At 67.1% G+C, this 17,079-nt stretch carries 18 protein-coding genes; 8 read left to right on the plus strand and 10 right to left on the minus strand.

Going from position 1 to position 17,079, the window contains the following annotated elements; all coding sequences use genetic code 11:
* Window positions 1-148 precede the first annotated feature (148 nt).
* The 4 genes from ACODS4_RS07820 to ACODS4_RS07835 all read left to right on the plus strand — a co-directional run bounded on the left by ACODS4_RS07820 (window position 149) and on the right by ACODS4_RS07835 (window position 4,514).
* Window positions 149-2,200, plus strand: a complete 2,052-nt coding sequence (locus ACODS4_RS07820; protein ID WP_488862376.1) for an elongation factor G — start codon at window positions 149-151, stop codon at window positions 2,198-2,200.
* Between the two features lie 113 nt (window positions 2,201-2,313).
* On the plus strand, window positions 2,314-2,520 hold the full coding sequence (locus tag ACODS4_RS07825; protein ID WP_488862378.1) for a TOBE domain-containing protein: 207 nt from the start codon (window positions 2,314-2,316) through the stop codon (window positions 2,518-2,520).
* A gap of 177 nt (window positions 2,521-2,697) precedes the next feature.
* On the plus strand, window positions 2,698-3,099 hold the full coding sequence (locus ACODS4_RS07830) for a hypothetical protein (protein ID WP_488862379.1): 402 nt from the start codon (window positions 2,698-2,700) through the stop codon (window positions 3,097-3,099).
* 59 nt (window positions 3,100-3,158) lie between these two features.
* A complete protein-coding gene (locus ACODS4_RS07835) occupies window positions 3,159-4,514 on the plus strand; it encodes a PepSY-associated TM helix domain-containing protein (protein WP_488862381.1) in 1,356 nt (451 codons plus the stop codon).
* An 83-nt stretch (window positions 4,515-4,597) separates the two neighbouring features.
* Here ACODS4_RS07835 and ACODS4_RS07840 read toward each other — a convergent pair whose 3' ends face one another.
* Window positions 4,598-5,803: an aspartate transaminase gene (locus tag ACODS4_RS07840; RefSeq protein WP_488862383.1), complete on the minus strand. Its 1,206-nt coding sequence runs from the start codon at window positions 5,801-5,803 to the stop codon at window positions 4,598-4,600.
* Between the two features lie 329 nt (window positions 5,804-6,132).
* Between ACODS4_RS07840 and ACODS4_RS07845 the strand changes: the two genes are divergently transcribed.
* Window positions 6,133-6,561 (plus strand): c-type cytochrome, encoded by a 429-nt coding sequence (locus ACODS4_RS07845; protein ID WP_488862385.1) that lies wholly within the window; start codon window positions 6,133-6,135, stop codon window positions 6,559-6,561.
* 48 nt (window positions 6,562-6,609) lie between these two features.
* Here ACODS4_RS07845 and ACODS4_RS07850 read toward each other — a convergent pair whose 3' ends face one another.
* Window positions 6,610-7,302 (minus strand): cytochrome b/b6 domain-containing protein, encoded by a 693-nt coding sequence (locus ACODS4_RS07850; RefSeq protein ID WP_488862387.1) that lies wholly within the window; start codon window positions 7,300-7,302, stop codon window positions 6,610-6,612.
* Window positions 7,303-7,531: 229 nt separating this feature from the next.
* Here ACODS4_RS07850 and ACODS4_RS07855 point away from each other — a divergent pair, with 229 nt between their 5' ends.
* Complete coding sequence (locus ACODS4_RS07855) at window positions 7,532-7,780, plus strand: DUF4170 domain-containing protein (RefSeq protein ID WP_119831974.1); 249 nt, start codon at window positions 7,532-7,534, stop codon at window positions 7,778-7,780.
* Between the two features lie 72 nt (window positions 7,781-7,852).
* Here the strand turns inward: ACODS4_RS07855 and ACODS4_RS07860 are convergent, their stop codons facing one another.
* The 6 genes from ACODS4_RS07860 to ACODS4_RS07885 form a co-directional block, all read right to left on the minus strand.
* Window positions 7,853-10,156, minus strand: coding sequence for a putative bifunctional diguanylate cyclase/phosphodiesterase (locus tag ACODS4_RS07860; RefSeq protein ID WP_488862390.1), 2,304 nt, complete (start codon window positions 10,154-10,156; stop codon window positions 7,853-7,855).
* Window positions 10,157-10,383: 227 nt separating this feature from the next.
* On the minus strand, window positions 10,384-11,166 hold the full coding sequence (locus ACODS4_RS07865; protein ID WP_488862392.1) for a capsid assembly protein: 783 nt from the start codon (window positions 11,164-11,166) through the stop codon (window positions 10,384-10,386).
* 119 nt (window positions 11,167-11,285) lie between these two features.
* Window positions 11,286-11,546 (minus strand): Bbp19 family protein, encoded by a 261-nt coding sequence (locus ACODS4_RS07870; protein ID WP_488862394.1) that lies wholly within the window; start codon window positions 11,544-11,546, stop codon window positions 11,286-11,288.
* Complete coding sequence (locus ACODS4_RS07875) at window positions 11,539-13,122, minus strand: portal protein (protein ID WP_488862396.1); 1,584 nt, start codon at window positions 13,120-13,122, stop codon at window positions 11,539-11,541. The genes ACODS4_RS07870 and ACODS4_RS07875 overlap by 8 nt, the downstream gene beginning before the upstream one ends.
* Before the next feature lie 14 nt (window positions 13,123-13,136).
* Window positions 13,137-13,568 (minus strand): hypothetical protein, encoded by a 432-nt coding sequence (locus tag ACODS4_RS07880; RefSeq protein ID WP_488862398.1) that lies wholly within the window; start codon window positions 13,566-13,568, stop codon window positions 13,137-13,139.
* Window positions 13,565-13,978 (minus strand): hypothetical protein, encoded by a 414-nt coding sequence (locus ACODS4_RS07885; protein ID WP_488862400.1) that lies wholly within the window; start codon window positions 13,976-13,978, stop codon window positions 13,565-13,567. The genes ACODS4_RS07880 and ACODS4_RS07885 overlap by 4 nt, the downstream gene beginning before the upstream one ends.
* Window positions 13,979-14,191: 213 nt before the next feature.
* Between ACODS4_RS07885 and ACODS4_RS07890 the strand changes: the two genes are divergently transcribed.
* Both ACODS4_RS07890 and ACODS4_RS07895 read left to right on the plus strand, forming a co-directional pair.
* On the plus strand, window positions 14,192-14,824 hold the full coding sequence (locus ACODS4_RS07890) for a S24 family peptidase (RefSeq protein WP_488862402.1): 633 nt from the start codon (window positions 14,192-14,194) through the stop codon (window positions 14,822-14,824).
* A gap of 64 nt (window positions 14,825-14,888) precedes the next feature.
* On the plus strand, window positions 14,889-15,254 hold the full coding sequence (locus tag ACODS4_RS07895) for a hypothetical protein (protein WP_488862404.1): 366 nt from the start codon (window positions 14,889-14,891) through the stop codon (window positions 15,252-15,254).
* On the opposite strand, the gene ACODS4_RS07900 is transcribed toward ACODS4_RS07895, so the two are convergent.
* Entirely contained in the window at window positions 15,230-16,078 is an 849-nt protein-coding gene (locus ACODS4_RS07900) for a branched-chain amino acid aminotransferase (RefSeq protein ID WP_488862406.1), read from the minus strand. The two genes, ACODS4_RS07895 and ACODS4_RS07900, sit on opposite strands and share 25 nt — an antisense overlap.
* Before the next feature lie 215 nt (window positions 16,079-16,293).
* Window positions 16,294-17,070 carry a succinate dehydrogenase iron-sulfur subunit gene (locus ACODS4_RS07905; RefSeq protein ID WP_488862408.1) on the minus strand — a complete coding sequence of 259 codons (777 nt, stop codon included), beginning with the start codon at window positions 17,068-17,070 and terminating at the stop codon, window positions 16,294-16,296.
* Window positions 17,071-17,079: the final 9 nt, after the last annotated feature.

A 17,079-nucleotide genomic window follows, 5' to 3' on the forward strand; every position in this document is an offset into this window, starting at 1 on the left:
CATCGCCGCTCCCCGCCGCCGACACCCCCACCCCAGTTTCGTCTCTTTGATCGTCTCGACACACGAACGGGCCGCCTGTCGCGGTTGGTGTCTGACATCGGACCCGGCGGCCTGACAAACAGCCCCATTGGCCCCTTGGGAGGTGTGAATGCCCCACAACACCATTCGGACGGCGCGCTGCGCGGCGCTGGTCGGCCCCTATCTCGCCGGCAAGACGACGCTGCTGGAAAGCCTGCTGTTCGCGGCGGGCGCCATCACCCGCAAGGGAAGCGTGCGCGACGGCAACAGCGTCGGCGACAGCGCCCCCGAAGCCAAAGCGCGCAAGATGAGCACGGAGGTCAACGCCGCCTCCTTCGAGTATCTGGGCGAACGCTGGTCGATCCTCGACTGCCCCGGCTCGGTCGAGCTGGCCTGCGACAGCCAGAACGCCCTGATGGCCGCCGATCTGGCCGTGGTGGTGGCCGAAGCCGCGCCGGACAAGGCGGTTCTGCTGGCCCCGCTGTTCAAATTCCTCGACGACCGCCGCATCCCGCACATTCTGTTCATCAACAAGATCGACACGCTGGGCGACCAGAGCGTCCGCGCCGTCGTGTCGGCCTATCAAGAGGTGTCGGCCCGCAAGCTGGTGCTGCGCGCCGTGCCGATGCGCGAGAAGGGCGTCGTCACCGGGTTGGTCGATCTGGTCAGCGAACGGGCGTGGCGCTTCAACCCGCACAAGCCGTCCAATCTGGTCAGCCTGCCCGACGCGCTGAAAACCGATGAAGGCGCGGCGCGGCAGGCTCTGTTGGAATCCATCGCCGATTTCGACGACGCGCTGCTGGAAAAGCTGCTGGAGGACATGGCCCCCGACGCCGACGCGGTTTACGACAGTCTGGCCCAGGAACTGGCCAACGACCAGATCGTTCCAGTCTTTTTCGGGTCGGCGGAGAACGACAACGGCGTCCGGCGGCTGTTGAAGGCGTTGCGGCACGAGGGGCCGGAGGTCGCCGTCACCGCCGCCCGCGTGGACGCCCCCGCCCAGGGCGCGGTCGCCGTGCAAATCGTCAAAACCCAAATCGGCTCGCACGCCGGAAAGCTCAGCCTGGCGCGGGTGTGGCGCGGCGAGGTCGCCGACGGCATGATTCTGGGCGGCGAACGGGTGTCGGGCGTCTTCCGCCTGTTCGGCCATGACCAGACCAAGATTCCCACGGCGACGGCGGGCGATCTGGTGGCGCTGGGGCGGTTGGACAAGGCGGCGACCGGCGACCGGCTGACCGACGCCACTGGCGGGAAGGGCAATCTGGGCGCCCCGGCGGATTGGCCGGAACGCCCGGCCCCGGTCTATGGGCTGGCGCTGCACGCCGAAAACCGCAACGACGACGTGAAGCTCTCCTCCGCCATCCAAAAGCTGACGGAGGAGGATCCCTCCCTGGTGCTGGAACAGGCGTCGGACAGCGGCGAATTGGTGCTGTGGGGCCAGGGCGATATCCATCTGCGCATCGCCATGGACCGGCTGCGCGGCAAATTCAACGTCGCGGTCAAGGGGCAGGCCCCGCAAATCCCCTATCGCGAAAGCATCCGCAAGGGGACCAGCCACCACGCCCGCTACAAACGGCAAACCGGCGGCCATGGCCAGTTCGCCGACATCCAGATCGACATCCGCCCCCTGCCGCGCGGGTCGGGCGTCCAGTTCGAGGACGCCGTGGTCGGCGGGTCGGTGCCGCGCCAATACATCGGCTCGGTCGAGGCGGGCATCCGCGACGCGGCGGCGCGCGGCCCCTTGGGCTTTCCCGTGGTCGATTTCGCCGTGACGCTGACCGGCGGGCAGTTCCACCCGGTGGACAGCTCCGACATGGCGTTCAAGACGGCGGCGCGGCAGGCCATCGCCGAGGCGCTGCCCGCCTGCGAGCCGGTGTTGCTGGAACCCCTGCTGACCGTCACCATCGCCGTGCCCAGCGAATTCACCCCGAAGATCCAACGTCTGGTCAGCGGACGGCGCGGCCAGTTGATGGGCTTTGACGCCCGCCCCGGCTGGCCCGGCTGGGACGAGGTGAAGGCCAGCCTGCCGCAAGCCGACATGCAGGATTTGATCGTCGAACTGCGGTCCCTGTCGCTGGGCGTCGGCACCTATGTCTGGGAATTCGACCGCTTGCAAGAGGCGGTGGGCCGCGCCGCCGACCGCGCCGTCGAGATCCGCCGCGAGGCGCTGGCGGCGCAGTGATCGTCCACAAGAAATATGCGGTTATTCCCGTTTGGATATGACGTGGGAGGATGTATCATGGTGCGCCGCACAATCGCGGCGCACCTTTGTCTTTTGCGTCAAGGATGACATTGATGAAACTCAGCGCGCGCAATCAACTCGGCGGCACCATCGTTTCCCTGGACAAGGGGCCGGTCACGAGCAAGGTCAAGATCGACGTCGGCGGCGGCGCGATCATCACCTCCACCGTCACCACGGAAACCGCCGACGATCTGGGTCTGGCCGTCGGCGACAAAGTCACCGCCATCATCAAGGCGTCGGACGTTCTGATCGGGAAATAAGGGCCGTTTGATCGGAACGCCCCCTCCCCCGCGCGCCGCAGGCAAGGCGGGAGAGGGGGTTTCCGGACCATCGACGGCTCATAAGAGCGCTTGAACGCTCCCGCGCGACGCTTGTTCGCAGAACGCGGATCGGGTAACGATTCCCCCCTCTGGAAGCCGCTGAACGACCGCAAGCCGATGCTGGCACGCTGCCGCGCACTGAACGAACGATGGGGGGCGGCGCTTGTTCTGGCGCTGACCCTGGCCTTGTTCGCGCGGCTGCTCGGTCCGTCGATCGGCGCCGCCGACCGCGTCGGCTATGTCGCGATTTGCAGCGGCAGCGAGATCGTCTATGTGCCGGTGACGCAAAACGGCGATCCGGCGCCGAACGACGAAAAACCCGAAAAACCCGCCCCGTCCTCCCTGCACACCCCTTGCAACTGGCTGGGGCAATACGCCGCTCTGCTGCCGGATTTGCAAACGCTGGTCTTGCCCGTCGAGCGCCCGCGCACGCCGGGGCCGCAGCGGCAAGCCGCGTTTCATCCCCTCAAAGACCGCAAGCCGTTCCACTCCCAAGGCCCCCCATCGGTCGCAGCCTGACGCGACACGCCGCCCGATCCCATCGGGCGATGGCTTCCTGCTGACCGAATGGACCTTTCATGGCTCAAACTCTGCAAAGCGGAGCGATCAGCTCCGCCCTGTACCGGGCTGTCTGGCGCTGGCACTTCTTCGCCGGGCTGCTCATCCTGCCTTTTGTCGTCTTGATCGCCGTCACCGGCGCCATTTACCTGTTCAAGGACGAGATCAACGACGGCCTGCACCGCAATCTGCGCATCGTCGCGCCGCAGACCGTCGCCCAGCTCGCCCCGTCCGAACTGGTGGCGAAGGCGCTGGAGGCGCATCCCGGAACCCTCAAGGGCTACGCCCCACCCGCCGCCGCCGACCGTTCGGCGGAGGTGAAAATCGTCGGCGCGGACGGCCTGAAGGACACGCTTTACGTCAACCCCTACAGCGGGCAGGTGCTGGGCGGCCTGTGGGACGCCGGTTTTGCCGGATCCCCGACCCTGTATGTCGTGCGCAAGCTGCACAGCCTGCAATATGTCGGCTGGGTCGCCGAACGGGTGATCGAAGGGGTGGCGGGCTGGATGGTGCTGATGACCGCGTCCGGCGTCTATCTGTGGTGGCCGCGCGGGCAGGCGGGCGGCGTCGTCACCGTGCGCGGGGAACCGGCCAAGCGCGTCTTCTGGCGCGACCTGCACGCCGTCACCGGTGTTTTCGTCAGCCTCTTCATCGTTTTCCTGGCGATGACCGGCCTGCCTTGGTCGGGCTATTGGGGCAAGGCGTTCTACAATTTTTCCTACGCCGTCGGCATGGGCATGCCCGATGGCTATTGGGACAAATACCCGGTCTCCACGATTCCGCTGAAGGACACGGTGGACCGCGCGCCCTGGATCATCGAAAACCAGCCGACTCCCCTGTCCAAAACGGCGACCGGCGTTCCGGCCAAGCTCGACGACGTGGTCAAGACCGTGGAGAGCCTGGGCGTCGCGCCGGGCTACGCGATCAGCATCCCGACTAAGCCCGACGGCGTGTTCACCGCCTCGGTCTATCCCGACGACATCCGCCAAGAGCGCGTCGTCCACCTCGACCAATATTCGGGCGAGGTTCTGTTCGACATGAAGCTGAAGGATCTCGGCGTCTTTGGCCGCATGGCGGAATGGGGAATCAGCATCCACATGGGCCAAGCCTTCGGTCTGGCCAACCAACTGGTTCTGCTCGCCGCGCTCATCGCCATGGTGCTGATGGCCGGGTCCGGCGTCGTCATGTGGTGGAAGCGCCGCCCGGCGGGCACGCTGGGCGCACCGAAACTTCCGGCGAACGCCCAGATTCCCAAGACTCTCCTGGGCATGGCGGTGGTCGCGGGCCTGTTTTTCCCGATGGTGGGGATCTCGATGCTGGCCTTCGCGGCGTTCGAGCTTCTCAGCCACGCCGTCCGCGCGACGCGGACGGCGTGAGCAGGCTCTGACGCAATGAAAAAGGGCCGGAGCAAACGCTCCGGCCCTTCTTTCATCTCAGATCGGCGGAAACCGCCGGGCGCTCAGCTCCGCAGGTTGCCGCAAGCGCGTTGGATGCGCTTGCACGCCTCCTCCAACGCTTCCGTGCTGGTCGCGTAGGAAATGCGGAAGTGCGGGGCGAGGCCGAAGGCCGAACCCTGTACGACGGCGACGCCTTCGGATTCCAGCAGATAGGTGACGAAATCCTCGTCGGACTCGATCACCTTGCCGTCCGGCGTCGTCTTGCCGATGGTCCCAGCGCAAGACGGGTAGACGTAGAAGGCGCCTTCCGGCTTCGGGCAGGTCAGGCCGTTGGCCTGGTTCAGCATCGACACCACCAGATCGCGGCGCTGGCGGAACACCTCGGCGCGCTCCTTGATGAAGTCCTGCGGACCGTTCAGCGCCTCGACGGCGGCGGCCTGGGCGATGGAGGTCGGGTTGGAGGTCGATTGGCTCTGGATGACGCCGATGGCCTTGATGAGGTCCTTCGGGCCGCCCGCGTAGCCGATGCGCCAGCCGGTCATCGCGTAGGACTTCGACACGCCGTTGACGGTCAGGGTGCGATCGTACAGCGACGGCTCCACCTGGGCCGGGGTGACGAACTCCAGGCCGTCATACAGCAGATGCTCGTACATGTCGTCGGTCATGACCCAGACATGCGGGTGCTTGACCAGCACGTCGGTCAACGCCTTCATCTCGGCGCGGGTGTAGGCGGCGCCCGACGGGTTCGACGGCGAGTTCAGGATCAGCCATTTGGTCTTCGGCGTGATCGCCTTTTCCAGATCGGCGGGCTGAAGCTTGAAGCCCTGCTCGGCCGGGCAGGACACCGTCACCGGGGTGCCTTCCGCCAACTCGACCATGTCGGGGTAGCTGACCCAGTAGGGGGCCGGGATGATGACCTCGTCGCCGGGGTTCAGCGTGGCCATCAGGGCGTTGTACAGCACCTGCTTGCCGCCGACGCCGACCGTGATCTGGTCGGGCGTGTAGGTCAGGCCGTTTTCACGCGCGAATTTGGCGCAAATCGCCTTCTTCAGCGCGGGCGTGCCGTCCACGGCGGTGTATTTGGTGTCGCCGCTTTCGATGGCCTTGATCGCGGCGGCCTTGATGTTGTCGGGGGTGTCGAAGTCCGGCTCCCCGGCGCCCAGGCCGATGACGTCGCGACCGGCCGCTTTCAATTCGCGGGCTTTGTTGGTCACGGCGATGGTCGGCGACGGCTTGATGCGGGACAGGCGGGACGCGATAATCGACATGGCGGCAGGCCCCCTCAGGGCAGTGGTGGCGATGGGACGGGTGCGGCGCCCAGTGGCGCGACGCGGACCTTACTGCCGCTCAACCGACGTTGCAAGGTTGACTCCGCCACAATTGCGCGCGGTGAGGCGTCGGCGCCGCAGCCTGCCGCGACGCCGCACGGCCAGCCCGTTCAGATTGGGTTCATCCTGACCGCGCTACAGCGTGACCTGTTTGTTTGTTTTGTGGAATCAGCCCTTTGCCGATCCGCCGCCCGCTTGACAGGCCAAGCAAGGCCGTGCGTATCGTCGCCCCACCCCCCGTTCACCAGCCGAGAGGTTCAAGACCCGTCATGCTGTCCCGCATCGCGCTTGCGGCCACCGCCGCTCTTTTGCTGACCAGCTCCATCGCCTTGGCTCAAGATTCGATCAAGACTCGCCAGGCCGGATTCGGCGATCTCAAAAAGGCGATGGGCGAGATCAAGGACGCGCTGGGCAAGGATCAGGTCGCGGCGACCGCCCCCGTCGCCGCCCGCGTCGGCGCCTTCGCCACCACGATCCCCAGCCTGTTTCCGCCCGGCTCCGACAAGGGCAAGACCGGGGCCAAGGAAGTGATCTGGGCCAATTTCCCGGACTTCACCGCCAAGGCCAAGGGCCTGGAAGACGCCGCCAAGGTTCTGGCCGCCGCCGCCGCGACCGGCGACAAGGCCGCCACCGGCAAGGCCTTCGCCGCGATGGCCGACAGTTGCAAGGCCTGCCACCAGCGTTACCGTTCGGAATGATCCGACCTTTGACGCCCCCGCCCCAGGCTGGACGGGGGCGTCGAAGCCTCAGCCCGCCGCGCGCACCACCAGCGACACCAAACCGACCGCCGCCAGAAGAATCGCCAGCGCCAGCATCGGCGAGGACCGGCGTGGATCGCGGACCGGATGGGCGACGCTCTTGCGCCCGGTTATCATCGGGCGGATCAGATTGTCTTTCTTGACCAGCAGATAGGCCAGCACCGCCGCCACATGCAGCCCGACCAGGATCAAAATTCCGTCGGACAGCAGCCGGTGCAGCGTGCTCAACGCCGCGACCGTCGCGCCTGCCGCCAGCGGAACCAACGGGCCATCGACGACAATGTCGTCGCTGGTGAACAGCCCGCTCCCCGCCTGCGCGCCCAACACCAGCAACAGGACCACCACCATCAAACCGCCCAGCGGGTTGTGTCCCAGCGTGACCGGCGCCGCGCCCGGCGTCTTGCTTTGGGCGACGTAGGCCAAAATGGCGCGCGGCCCCTTGATGAAATCGCTGAAACGCGCGGTCTGGCTGCCGACGATTCCCCAAACCAAGCGAAACAGCACCAGCGCCAGAATTGTTTCCCCAACAAACATATGAACCGACAACACATCCATCTTCGCCGAGACCACCGCGACGGCGACCAGAAGCGCCAGCGTCCAATGAAACAGACGGGTTGGCAGGTCCCACACCCGGACGTCGCGCGCGCGTTGTTCCCGAGTCGCGGTATGACCACTTGCCATCGTTCGATCCTCGCTGTGTTTTCCCGCCCCTCAACTGGGGCATGTCCTGAGTTTTTTTACGGCTGTTCCTGGAAAAGCCAGCGTCTTTGTGGTGACAAAGGGCGAAACCCCTGTCAACAGGCTTGATGGCGCGCCCGCACGGCGGCTATGACTGGGGCAAAAGGTCGGCCCATCGCAACGACCCGACCGTCTCAGCCCTTTCAAAACATCAGCCAAAGGACCGCGTCCCATGCCCGACAAACAACTCCTCCACCTCGTGTTCGGCGGCGAACTCGTGCGCCCGGATTCCGACCAGTTCGTCGATCCGACCAAGCTGCACATCGTCGGCATTTTCCCGAGCTATGACGAGGCTTACAAGGCGTGGCGCGGCGCGACCGGGCAGACCATCGACGACGCCCACACCCGCTATTACATCGTCCACATGCACCGCTTCCTCGACCCGGCGGCGGGCCATCAGGACGGCGACCATCATCATTGACGGCGTGGGACGTTGACGGCGCGCGGTCGCCTTGGCCGCCGCCTCCGTTCCTTGCCTTTCAGCGAATTCTGTTCAGGCCGGTTCTTTCAGCCGTTTGGTCAAAAGCCCAAAGGCCACGTCGGCGGGAACCGGGCGTCCGGTCAGCCAGCCTTGCACCTGGGTGCAATTGTGGTGGCGCAGGAAATTCGCCTGCTCCGTCTTCTCCACCCCTTCGGCCACCACGTCCAGCCCCAGCATGTCGGCCATCGCGATGATGGTGGACACGATGCTGGCGTCCTCGCGTTCCTGCGGCACGCCGTTGATGAAGGAACGGTCGATCTTCAAGGTGGTGATCGGCAGCTTTTTCAAATAGCTCAGCGACGAATGGCCGGTGCCGAAATCATCGACCGCCACCCGGATTCCCATCGCCTTCAACGCGCCCAGCACGCTCATGGCGTGGTCGATGTCCTGCATCACCGCGCCTTCGGTGATTTCCAGCTCGATCAATTCGGGCGGCAGGCGGTGGCGGTCCACGATGCGGCGGAAATCGTCGGCGGTGCGGTGGCGCAGATGGCGCGGCGAGATGTTGACCGCCACCGGCACCGGATTCAGCCCCTGATCCAGCCACGCGCGTTGCTGGCGGCACGCCTCGTCCAGCACCCAATCGCCCAGCGGCACGATGAAGCCGGTTTCCTCGGCCACCGGAATGAACTCGCCGGGCGAAATCATCCCCTGCCCCGGATTGTCCCAACGCAGCAGCGCCTCGAACCCCTCCAGCGCGTAATCGATCAACGACACCTTGGGCTGGTAATGCAGGCGGAACTGCTTGTTGACGAGGGCCGAGCGCAGCTCGCCGTCCAGCGCCAGATGACGGCGCGCCTGATCGGCCAACTCCTTGCGGAAAAAGGCGTGGCGCCGTCCGCCCAGCCGCTTGGCGGCGTACAGCGCGGTGTCGGCGGCGCGGATCAACTCATGCGGTTCCTCCGTATGGTCGGGGAACAGCGCGATGCCGATGGAGGTGCGGACGTAATGCTCGTTCCCCGCCAGGATCACCGGCTGATCGAACGCGGCGAGAACGCGGTCGGCGATGGCCGCCGCCTCGTCGGCGTCGACGATCTCCTCCAGAATGATGGCGAAATCATCCGATCCGATGCGCCCGACCAGATCGGCGGCGCGCACCGTCTCGGCGACGCGCCGCGCCACCTCCTGCAACAGGGCGTCGCCCGCCTGATGGCCCAGCGTGTCGGTGACGAGCTTGAAGCGCGACAGATCCAGGCACATCACGGCGAAGCGGCGGTTGTAGCGGCGGCAGCGCTCGACCGCCGTTTCCAGCAGCGATTCGACCATCGCCCGGTTGGGCAGGCCGGTCAACCGATCGCGGGTGGCCAGCCGCATCAATTCGCGCTCGTGCCGCAGCCGCTGCGTCATGTCGGTCAGCGCGCAGACGAATCCGCGCTTGCCCTGCACCACCAGCGGCGACACGCTGATCGCCGCGTCAATCCGCCCGTCGGCGCGCAGGATGCCCAGCGCCTCGGCCCGCGTCAGCTCGCCCGCCCCACCGGCCCCGGCCAACAGCGCCTGCGCCCGGCCCCGGTCGGATTCCACGAACAGACTGGCCAACGCCCGACCGGGCAGCGTTTCCGCCGCCACGCCGAACAGGGCGACCGCCGCCGGGTTGTGCTCCTCAATCCGGCCACGCTCGTCCACCAGGACAATCGCCTCGCTGACGTTGTTCATGATGCCGGCCAGCCGCTCGTCGCGCTCGATCAAGGCGCCGGCGGAGCGGCGGAAATACTCCATGGCGCGGGCCATCGCGCCGAACTCGTCGCGGCGGTGGCGACCGGGGATGTCGATCTCCGTCCGCCCCTCGGTCAACTGGCGCATGCGGGTTGACAGCGCCTCGATCGGGCCGACGACGTTTTGCGACAGATACATGGAGATCGGCCAGCTCAACACCAGCAGCCCCAGCAGGAACAGGATGAAGGTCATCGCCTCCATCGCGAATTCGCGGTCGATGTCGTCCACGTCGCCCGCCGCCGCGACCACCCAGCCCCACGGCTCGAACGCCGCTTGGCTGATGACCGCGTGTTGAATCGGCGGCCAGCCCGGCGGCACCACCCCATCGGTGAACACGGTGACATGGAAGGGATCGCCGACCAGCGCGCGCAGGGCCAGACGCGCCCGCGCCTGCGCTTCGGCGCGGGGAATGGCGCCCGACGCCGCTTCCCGCTCCAGATCGCTCAACATGGTGCGCGAGGAATCGACCAAAGCGCCGGTCATGCGTTCGCGTTCGGCGATCAGCCCACTGCGCAGCAAATACAAAGCCGGGATCGCCGCCATCAGGCAACCGATCAGGCCAAGCCAGGTCAACCAGCGTATCTTGCGGCGCAGCGTCATATGACTCCCGCGACACTCCCATGACCGTCTCTCGCCCGGACGGTTTCTTGTGCGCAGCGCAGGTTCGCTGTTTCATTTCAAACGTGCAATCGTAATTTTCTTCGCACGCGCAACATTCACAAAGCGCACACGTCCAAAAACGAGAGATGCGGCGTTGTGTCTCGTGTCGCGGCATCGTCGGGCGCGAGCGCCACGACGATGCCGCGATCATCACGCCGCCTCGTCACTCACCCACGGCTGGGATAAAGCCGCTGGAATCCATCGGTCACGCGCGCGATCACCGCCGGGTCGCGCTCCCGCCAATAGCGCGGATCGCGCATCATGGCCCGCAATTCCGCCTCGCCATCGGCGGCGGCGGCCCGGCCCGGCGTCATCGCCAAGGCCGACGGTTCGCCGCCCGACATCATGGCGTGCAAGGCCATGACGCCTTCATAGGTGGTGGACAACCCCTCGACGGCGGCGGGCGGCAGATTCTTGCCCGCCCAGGTCAGAAGCTGGCGGGACACCTCGCGCCATTTCTCCTCGCCGCCAAAACGGGCGACCAGCCGCTCCACCTCGCGTTCGGCCTGGAACTCGGCGGCCAGATGCTGGATCAGCGGCATCATGCGCTCCGCCGCCAGATCATAGAGCAACTGCGCCTGCCCCGGGGTGTAGCCCGCCTCGAACAGCCGACCGTTGATCTCGGGATCCGGTTCAAACAGGCCGTGGTCGCAGGCGATGCAATAGCCCTCCGGCGCGTCGGGGGCGCCCAACGCGCGGCGAAGCTGGATCGGATCCAGCGTGGCCGGATCGAAGGGCGGCGGCGCGACGGGCGAACCGTCCGGCGTCCCATCCGGCGGCGTCCCATCGGGCGGCGGCGCGGCGGACAGGCGGCGTTCCAGCTCCAGATAGGATTTCAGCAACGCGTCCACCCGCACCGCGCCGGTCTTGGGATCGCGGAACTTCTCCGGCACGGGCGGCGGCGGTTGAGGCGAACCGGCGACGGGGGCGATCAGAAGATTATCGGCCATGGGTCACAGACTCCTTGTGGAAAAAGAGGGAAAACAGGGTTTCATGGCTTTTGACCGCAAGCGGGTTTCATTGCTTTTGACCGCGAGCGGGTTTCATTGCTTTTGACCGCGAGCGGGTTTCATTGCTTTTGACCGCGAGCGGTCAGGGCCAACATCACGGCGACCAGATGCCGTTGCCCCTCCAGATGGCGCAGCGCCGCGTCGGGCGCGTCGGGGCCGAGCGTCCGGCCCAAGGTCATGGCCTTCAGCGTGTCGAGCACCCGCAGCCCGTCCGGCCCGGCGAAGCAGCGGGCGAAGACGGGCGCGGGATCCTCGGTCGCTGGAGCCACGTCGGCGCGCGCCGCGCCGTTCAGCCAATCCCAGCCGGTCGGGTCAGCCATGGCTCACCCCCGCGTCAACCGGGACCGGGGCGACGGCGGGCGCGACGGGCGCGACCGCAGGCGACGGAACCGGCGGCTCCTCGGCGCGGATCAGCTTGGCCGGAACGCCGAAGGCTTCGCCCAGCCAGCGGGCCGTGGCGCCGGCGTCCACGGTGGCGGCGGCCTCCGGCCCCAACTGCCGGGTGGTGTCGAGCCAGCGCAGCGTCGCCTGCACGTCGCGCTGGGCCTGCGCCTGGGCCAACGGCGAGCGGTGTTGCAACTCCACCAGCCGCCCATCGACGGCGATGTCGGGAATCTCGCCCCGGCGGCGCAGAATGGCGACGGCGCGCAGCAGCAACGGCGTCAGCATTTCCGCCTGCAACCGGCCATAGGTCGCCCCCAGCAGCCGGGCCATTTCAGAGGATCGCTCCATCACCTCGGTGGCGGTCATCCGCGCCTGCTCGACCGGCCCCAGCCGATCCACCAGCAAGGCGTGACGAATGCGCGACCGCAGATCGTCCAGCACCAGTTGCGACACGTCGAACCGCCCCGGATTGGCCAAGGGCGTCAAACCGGCGGACCCCACCGCCTTGGGAATGATGGTCCCCGGCACCAGACGAATCGTCGCCGGATTCAGCACCCCGTCATCGTCGGCCTGCCAGATGCCGGTGACGGCGATGGAGGCGTTTTTCAGGACCAGCTCGACCACCTTGTTGGCGGTTTTGATGTCGGGCAACGCCTTCATCACTGGGGAGCGGCCATAGGTTTCGCCCGGCGCCTTCAGCCAGCGGAAATTGACGAAGGGCGATTGGGCGAAGCGGCCTTGCCCCAGCCAGGACGGATCGGCCAGACCGCTGTCCAGCACCACCCCCCAGCGATAGGCCAGACCGTCGGGCAACACCGCTTCGATCAGCGGGAAACGGCTGTCGGGTTCGTCGGCGCCGCGTTTGCGCAGCTCCTCGGGCAGCTCGGCGGCGGGGAAGCGGTGGAGGATTTGGGCGAGCGTCGCCTCGCTGCGGCGGAAGGTGGCGTCCAGGCGACCGTCCGGCCCCTCCTCCAGCACCGCTTCGGCCAGCGGCACGGCGGTGAAGCGCAGGCTGGACGGCGCGCCGGGCGCGGCCTCCTCCATCAGCAGGCTGGCGGTGCCGACGGTGACGAGGTCCAGGAACGCCTGATGCACCTCCACCGCGAAGTTGGAGCGGTCGAAATGCGCCTGGACGATCCCGGCGGCCCGGTCGAGCATCGGGGCGATGCGGTCGCGCTCCGCCCCGGTCAAGGCTGGGCCGGGCTGAAAGCCGAACCAGCGCGACCAGGGCGGCGTGAGTTCCGACAACAGGCTGGCGGCGAGCTGCTCCACCGCGTCGGGGGCGGTGCCGTCGAACAGGCGGTCCACCCGCTTTTCACCCGGCGTGCCGCCGCCGCGAAAGGGCTGGCCGTTCGGCAAAGCGTGGTCGTAGCAGTCCTGCCAGTGGCTTTCCCAGACGGACCGGCGTTCGCGCGCCGCCCGGTAGCGGTCCAGCAGGCTTTGCGGGCCGGACGAGTCCGCGTCGCCAAGAGGCGGGAATTGTGAGGGCGGAGGCGCAGCGTGATCGGGCATGTTGGAACTCTCCCTCAAAGGCCGTCGGCGGCGCGGGTCAGGCGGCGGTGCAGTTGCCAGGGCGTCAGGACCAGCGGGGCGTGCAGGCCAAGCAGCCGCTTGACCGCCTCCACGCAGGTGAAGGGCGCCCAGGGGGCCGGACGGGTCAGGCCGCGCCGCAGCGGGGCGGCGACCACGGCCAGCCCCTGATCGCGATACCAGCCCGGCAAATCAAAGACCGGCGGCAGATCCAGAACGGCGACGTCGGTGAAGGGGGCGAGCGGATCGACCACCACCCAACAGCGCCCGTCGTTCAGCAAGGCCAGACAATGGCGGAAGCCCGGCTTGAGAAAACGCAGCCACCACAGCGGCGTTTCCCCCCGGAACACCACCCAGGCGGCGGGCGGGCTGGGCGCCGTCGCCATGGACGGCGCGGCGGCGGGGGATCCCATCGGGCATCGGCTCATCGCACGATGCCCTTGTCGCGCAGGATCGGCGTCAGCCGGTCGAACGCCTCGCCCCACAGAACATGGGCGCGCTGTTCGCGGAAGCGTTCGGGATCGGGGGCGCTGAGCCGCCGCCCGTAATGGGCCAACACATGCAGATGGTCGCGCAGCAGGGCGCGGCTGCGGTACAGGCGATCCACCGCCCGCATCACGTCCGCCGGTTCGCAAGGACGCTGGACCAGCCCGCGCCCGGCGACCACGCGGGCGCCCGCCGCCTTGGCGTCTTCCGCCTGAAGCGACCAGAACCACGCCTCTTCCGCGTTGTCGAAGGGCGTGCCGTCGATGCGGTAGGGATCGCCCCCCCGGAGGATCGCGCCGCGCGGCGGCGGGGACGGACGGGAGGGCGTGGCGGCAAGGGACGGGCACGGCATGGGAGGTCTCCATCAATCAGGCGGGGATCGGCGTCGGGAGGCTTGCCGAAGCATTGTTTCCCAACCGCGCGCCCCAACATCGGCCACCGTCGCCGGTTTTTTCCCGGGATGGTGGCGTTCTTGTTCTTTTTTTGTTCTTATTCTCCCAGGCGTCAATGATTTTATGAAAAAGTTCCTAGGGACGGCGCGGGCCGTTTATGAGATTATCGTCCCATGCTGAAACACACGGACATCTGGCGGGCCATTGATCGCCTCGCGGCGCAAAGCGGCCTTTCCGCGTCGGGTCTGGCACGGCGCGCCGGACTGGATCCGACCACCTTCAACAAAAGCAAACGAACGACCGGCGACGGCAAGCTCCGTTGGCCCTCGACCGAAAGCATCTCCAAGGTGCTGGACGCGACCAGCGTGTCGCTGCCGGATTTCGTGTCGCTGATTGGCGACAGCGCCGGCCCCGGCACGTTCCAGCGGGTGCCGGTCATCGGCTACGCCCAGGCGGGCAGCGCCGGTTATTTCGACGACGCCGGTTTTCCCGTCGGAACCGGCTGGGACGAGCTGCTGTTCCCCAGCCTGGGCGACCCGCAAGCCTACGCGCTGGAGATTTCCGGCGACAGCATGGAGCCGGTCTACCGCGACGGCGACACCATCATCGTGTCGCCCGCCGCGCAAATCCGCCGCAACGACCGCGTCGTCGTCCGCACGCGCGGCGGCGAGGTGATGGCCAAGCAGTTGATCCGCGAAACCGCCACCCGCGTCGAACTTCTGTCGATCAACCGCGCCCACCCCGACCGCACCATCCAACGCGGCGACATCGCCTGGATGGCGCGCATCATCTGGGCCAGTCAGTGAGCGGGCTTCCGTTTTAGGATAATTTTCCTTGATTGGGCGGTCCTGCGGGCGTAACCAAGCCCGCATGGTCCGCACCGACGACGCCACCGGCGATTCCAGCCTGACCGATCTGCACCGCCGCTACGACGGCGCGCCGCCGCGCGACGCTCTGCGCGTCGCCACGCTCGGCGGAACGGCCAAGGCCAACGCCTTGCGCCGGGCCGCCGTCCTCGCCCTGAACGAGCGGTTGGCGGCGGACGCCCGGATCGCGGTGGCTCGCCGCCGCGCCGCCCTGCCCGCCCGCGCCTGTTTGCCAGACGATTGGCTCGCCCGGCTCTGCGCCACCCTGGCCCATCACCGGGACGCCGCCGTTCGCCTGCGCCTCAACGCCCCCGACTCGCAACAGGCCAATCCACAACAGGCCAATCAGCGGAAGGCGTATTCCCAATAAAGCGCCCGCGCCCGCGCGAAGACCGGCCCCGGCGCGAATTCGCGGTGCTCCACCTTCGTCACCGGCACGCATTTGGAATGGTTGCCGGTGGAAAACACCTCGTCGGCGTTCAGCACGTCGTCGGGGGTCAGGGTGACTTCCTCGACCGTGACGCCATCGGCGCGCAGCAGGGCGATGATCCGCTGGCGGGTGATGCCGTTCAGGAAACAGCCGTTGGGAACCGGGGTGCGCGCCACGCCGTCTTTGGCGATGAACAGATTCGCGGTGGCGAACTCCGCCACATTGCCGATGGCGTCCAGCATGATGGCGCTTTGGAAACCGCGCTTGCGCGCCTCGACCAGGGCCAAACCGGCGTTGGGGTAGAGGCAAGCGGCCTTGGCCTCGGTCGGGGCCATGCTGGGGATCGGGCGGCGGCGGGTGGAGAGGCAGGCGGCGAAGCCGGTCGGCTTGGGCAACGGATCCTCATAGACCGACAACACGAAACGGGTGCTGGCCGGGTCGGGGGAGACGAATCCCGCCTCCGCGTAGAACATCGGGCGGATGTAAAGCTCGGCGTCCTTGGGGAAGCGGCGGATACCGTCCCAGCACAATTCTTCGATCTCGCCCGCCGTCACCATCGGGGCCAGCCCCATGGCGATGGCCGAGCGGATGGAGCGGGCGCAATGCAAATCCAGATCGGGGGCGACGCCCTGAAAGGCCCGCGCGCCGTCGAACACCGCCGACGCCAGCCACAGCGCGTGCGACAGCGGCCCGACGATGGGGGGATTGCCCTCGACCCACGCGCCCTGAACCCAACTCCACGCCTGCCCCGTCGTGCCGCCCATAATCGTTCCTTCCCTCTCTTGGCCTTGCTCTTGCGCGTCAAACGCTGATTGCCGACCAAGCATACCCCCTCCCCGCCCCCGGTCAACCGACGACGGCATGGGCATCCTGCCCAAAAAGCGCGCATCCCGCTCTAACAGCCAATCCCAAAACGCAAAACGAGGCGCCCCTTGCGGAGCGCCTCGCTTGCGTCAAAACCCATCCTTGCGGGTTGGGATCAGCGGCGAACCACCATCAGCTTCTTGATCTCGGCGATGGCCTTGGCGGGGTTGAGACCCTTCGGGCACGCCTTGGTGCAGTTCATGATGGTGTGGCAACGGTACAGACGGAACGGATCCTCAAGATTGTCGAGGCGCTCGCCCGTCATCTCGTCGCGGCTGTCGACGATCCAGCGGTAGGCTTGCAGGAGGATCGACGGGCCGAGGTAACGGTCGCCGTTCCACCAATAGCTGGGGCAGGAGGTCGAGCAGCAGAAGCACAGGATGCACTCGTAAAGGCCGTCCAGCTTGGCGCGGTCTTCGGGCGATTGCAGCCGCTCGCGGCTCGGGGCCGGGGATTGCGTCTGCAACCACGGCTTGATCGAGGCGAGCTGCGCGTAGACATGGTTCAGGTCGGGGACCAGATCCTTGACCACCGGCATGTGCGGCAGCGGATAGATCGTGACGTCGCCCTTCACATCCTCGATGGCCTTCAGGCAGGCCAGCGTGTTCGTGCCGTCGATGTTCATCGCGCACGACCCGCAAATGCCTTCACGGCAGGAGCGGCGGAAGGTCAGCGTGCTGTCGACCTGGTTCTTGATGTAGATGATCGCGTCGAGAATCATCGGCCCGAACTTGTCGAGGTCGACGATGTAGGTGTCGACGCGCGGGTTCTGGCCGTCGTCCGGGCTCCAGCGGTAGATCTTGAAGGTCTTCGCCCGCTTGGCGCCGTTCGCGACGTTGATGGTCTTGCCGACACCGACCTTGGAGTTGGCGGGCAGGTTCAATTCGACCATGGTTGCTAT

It is taken from the genome of Azospirillum sp. FG154, assembly GCF_057809575.1.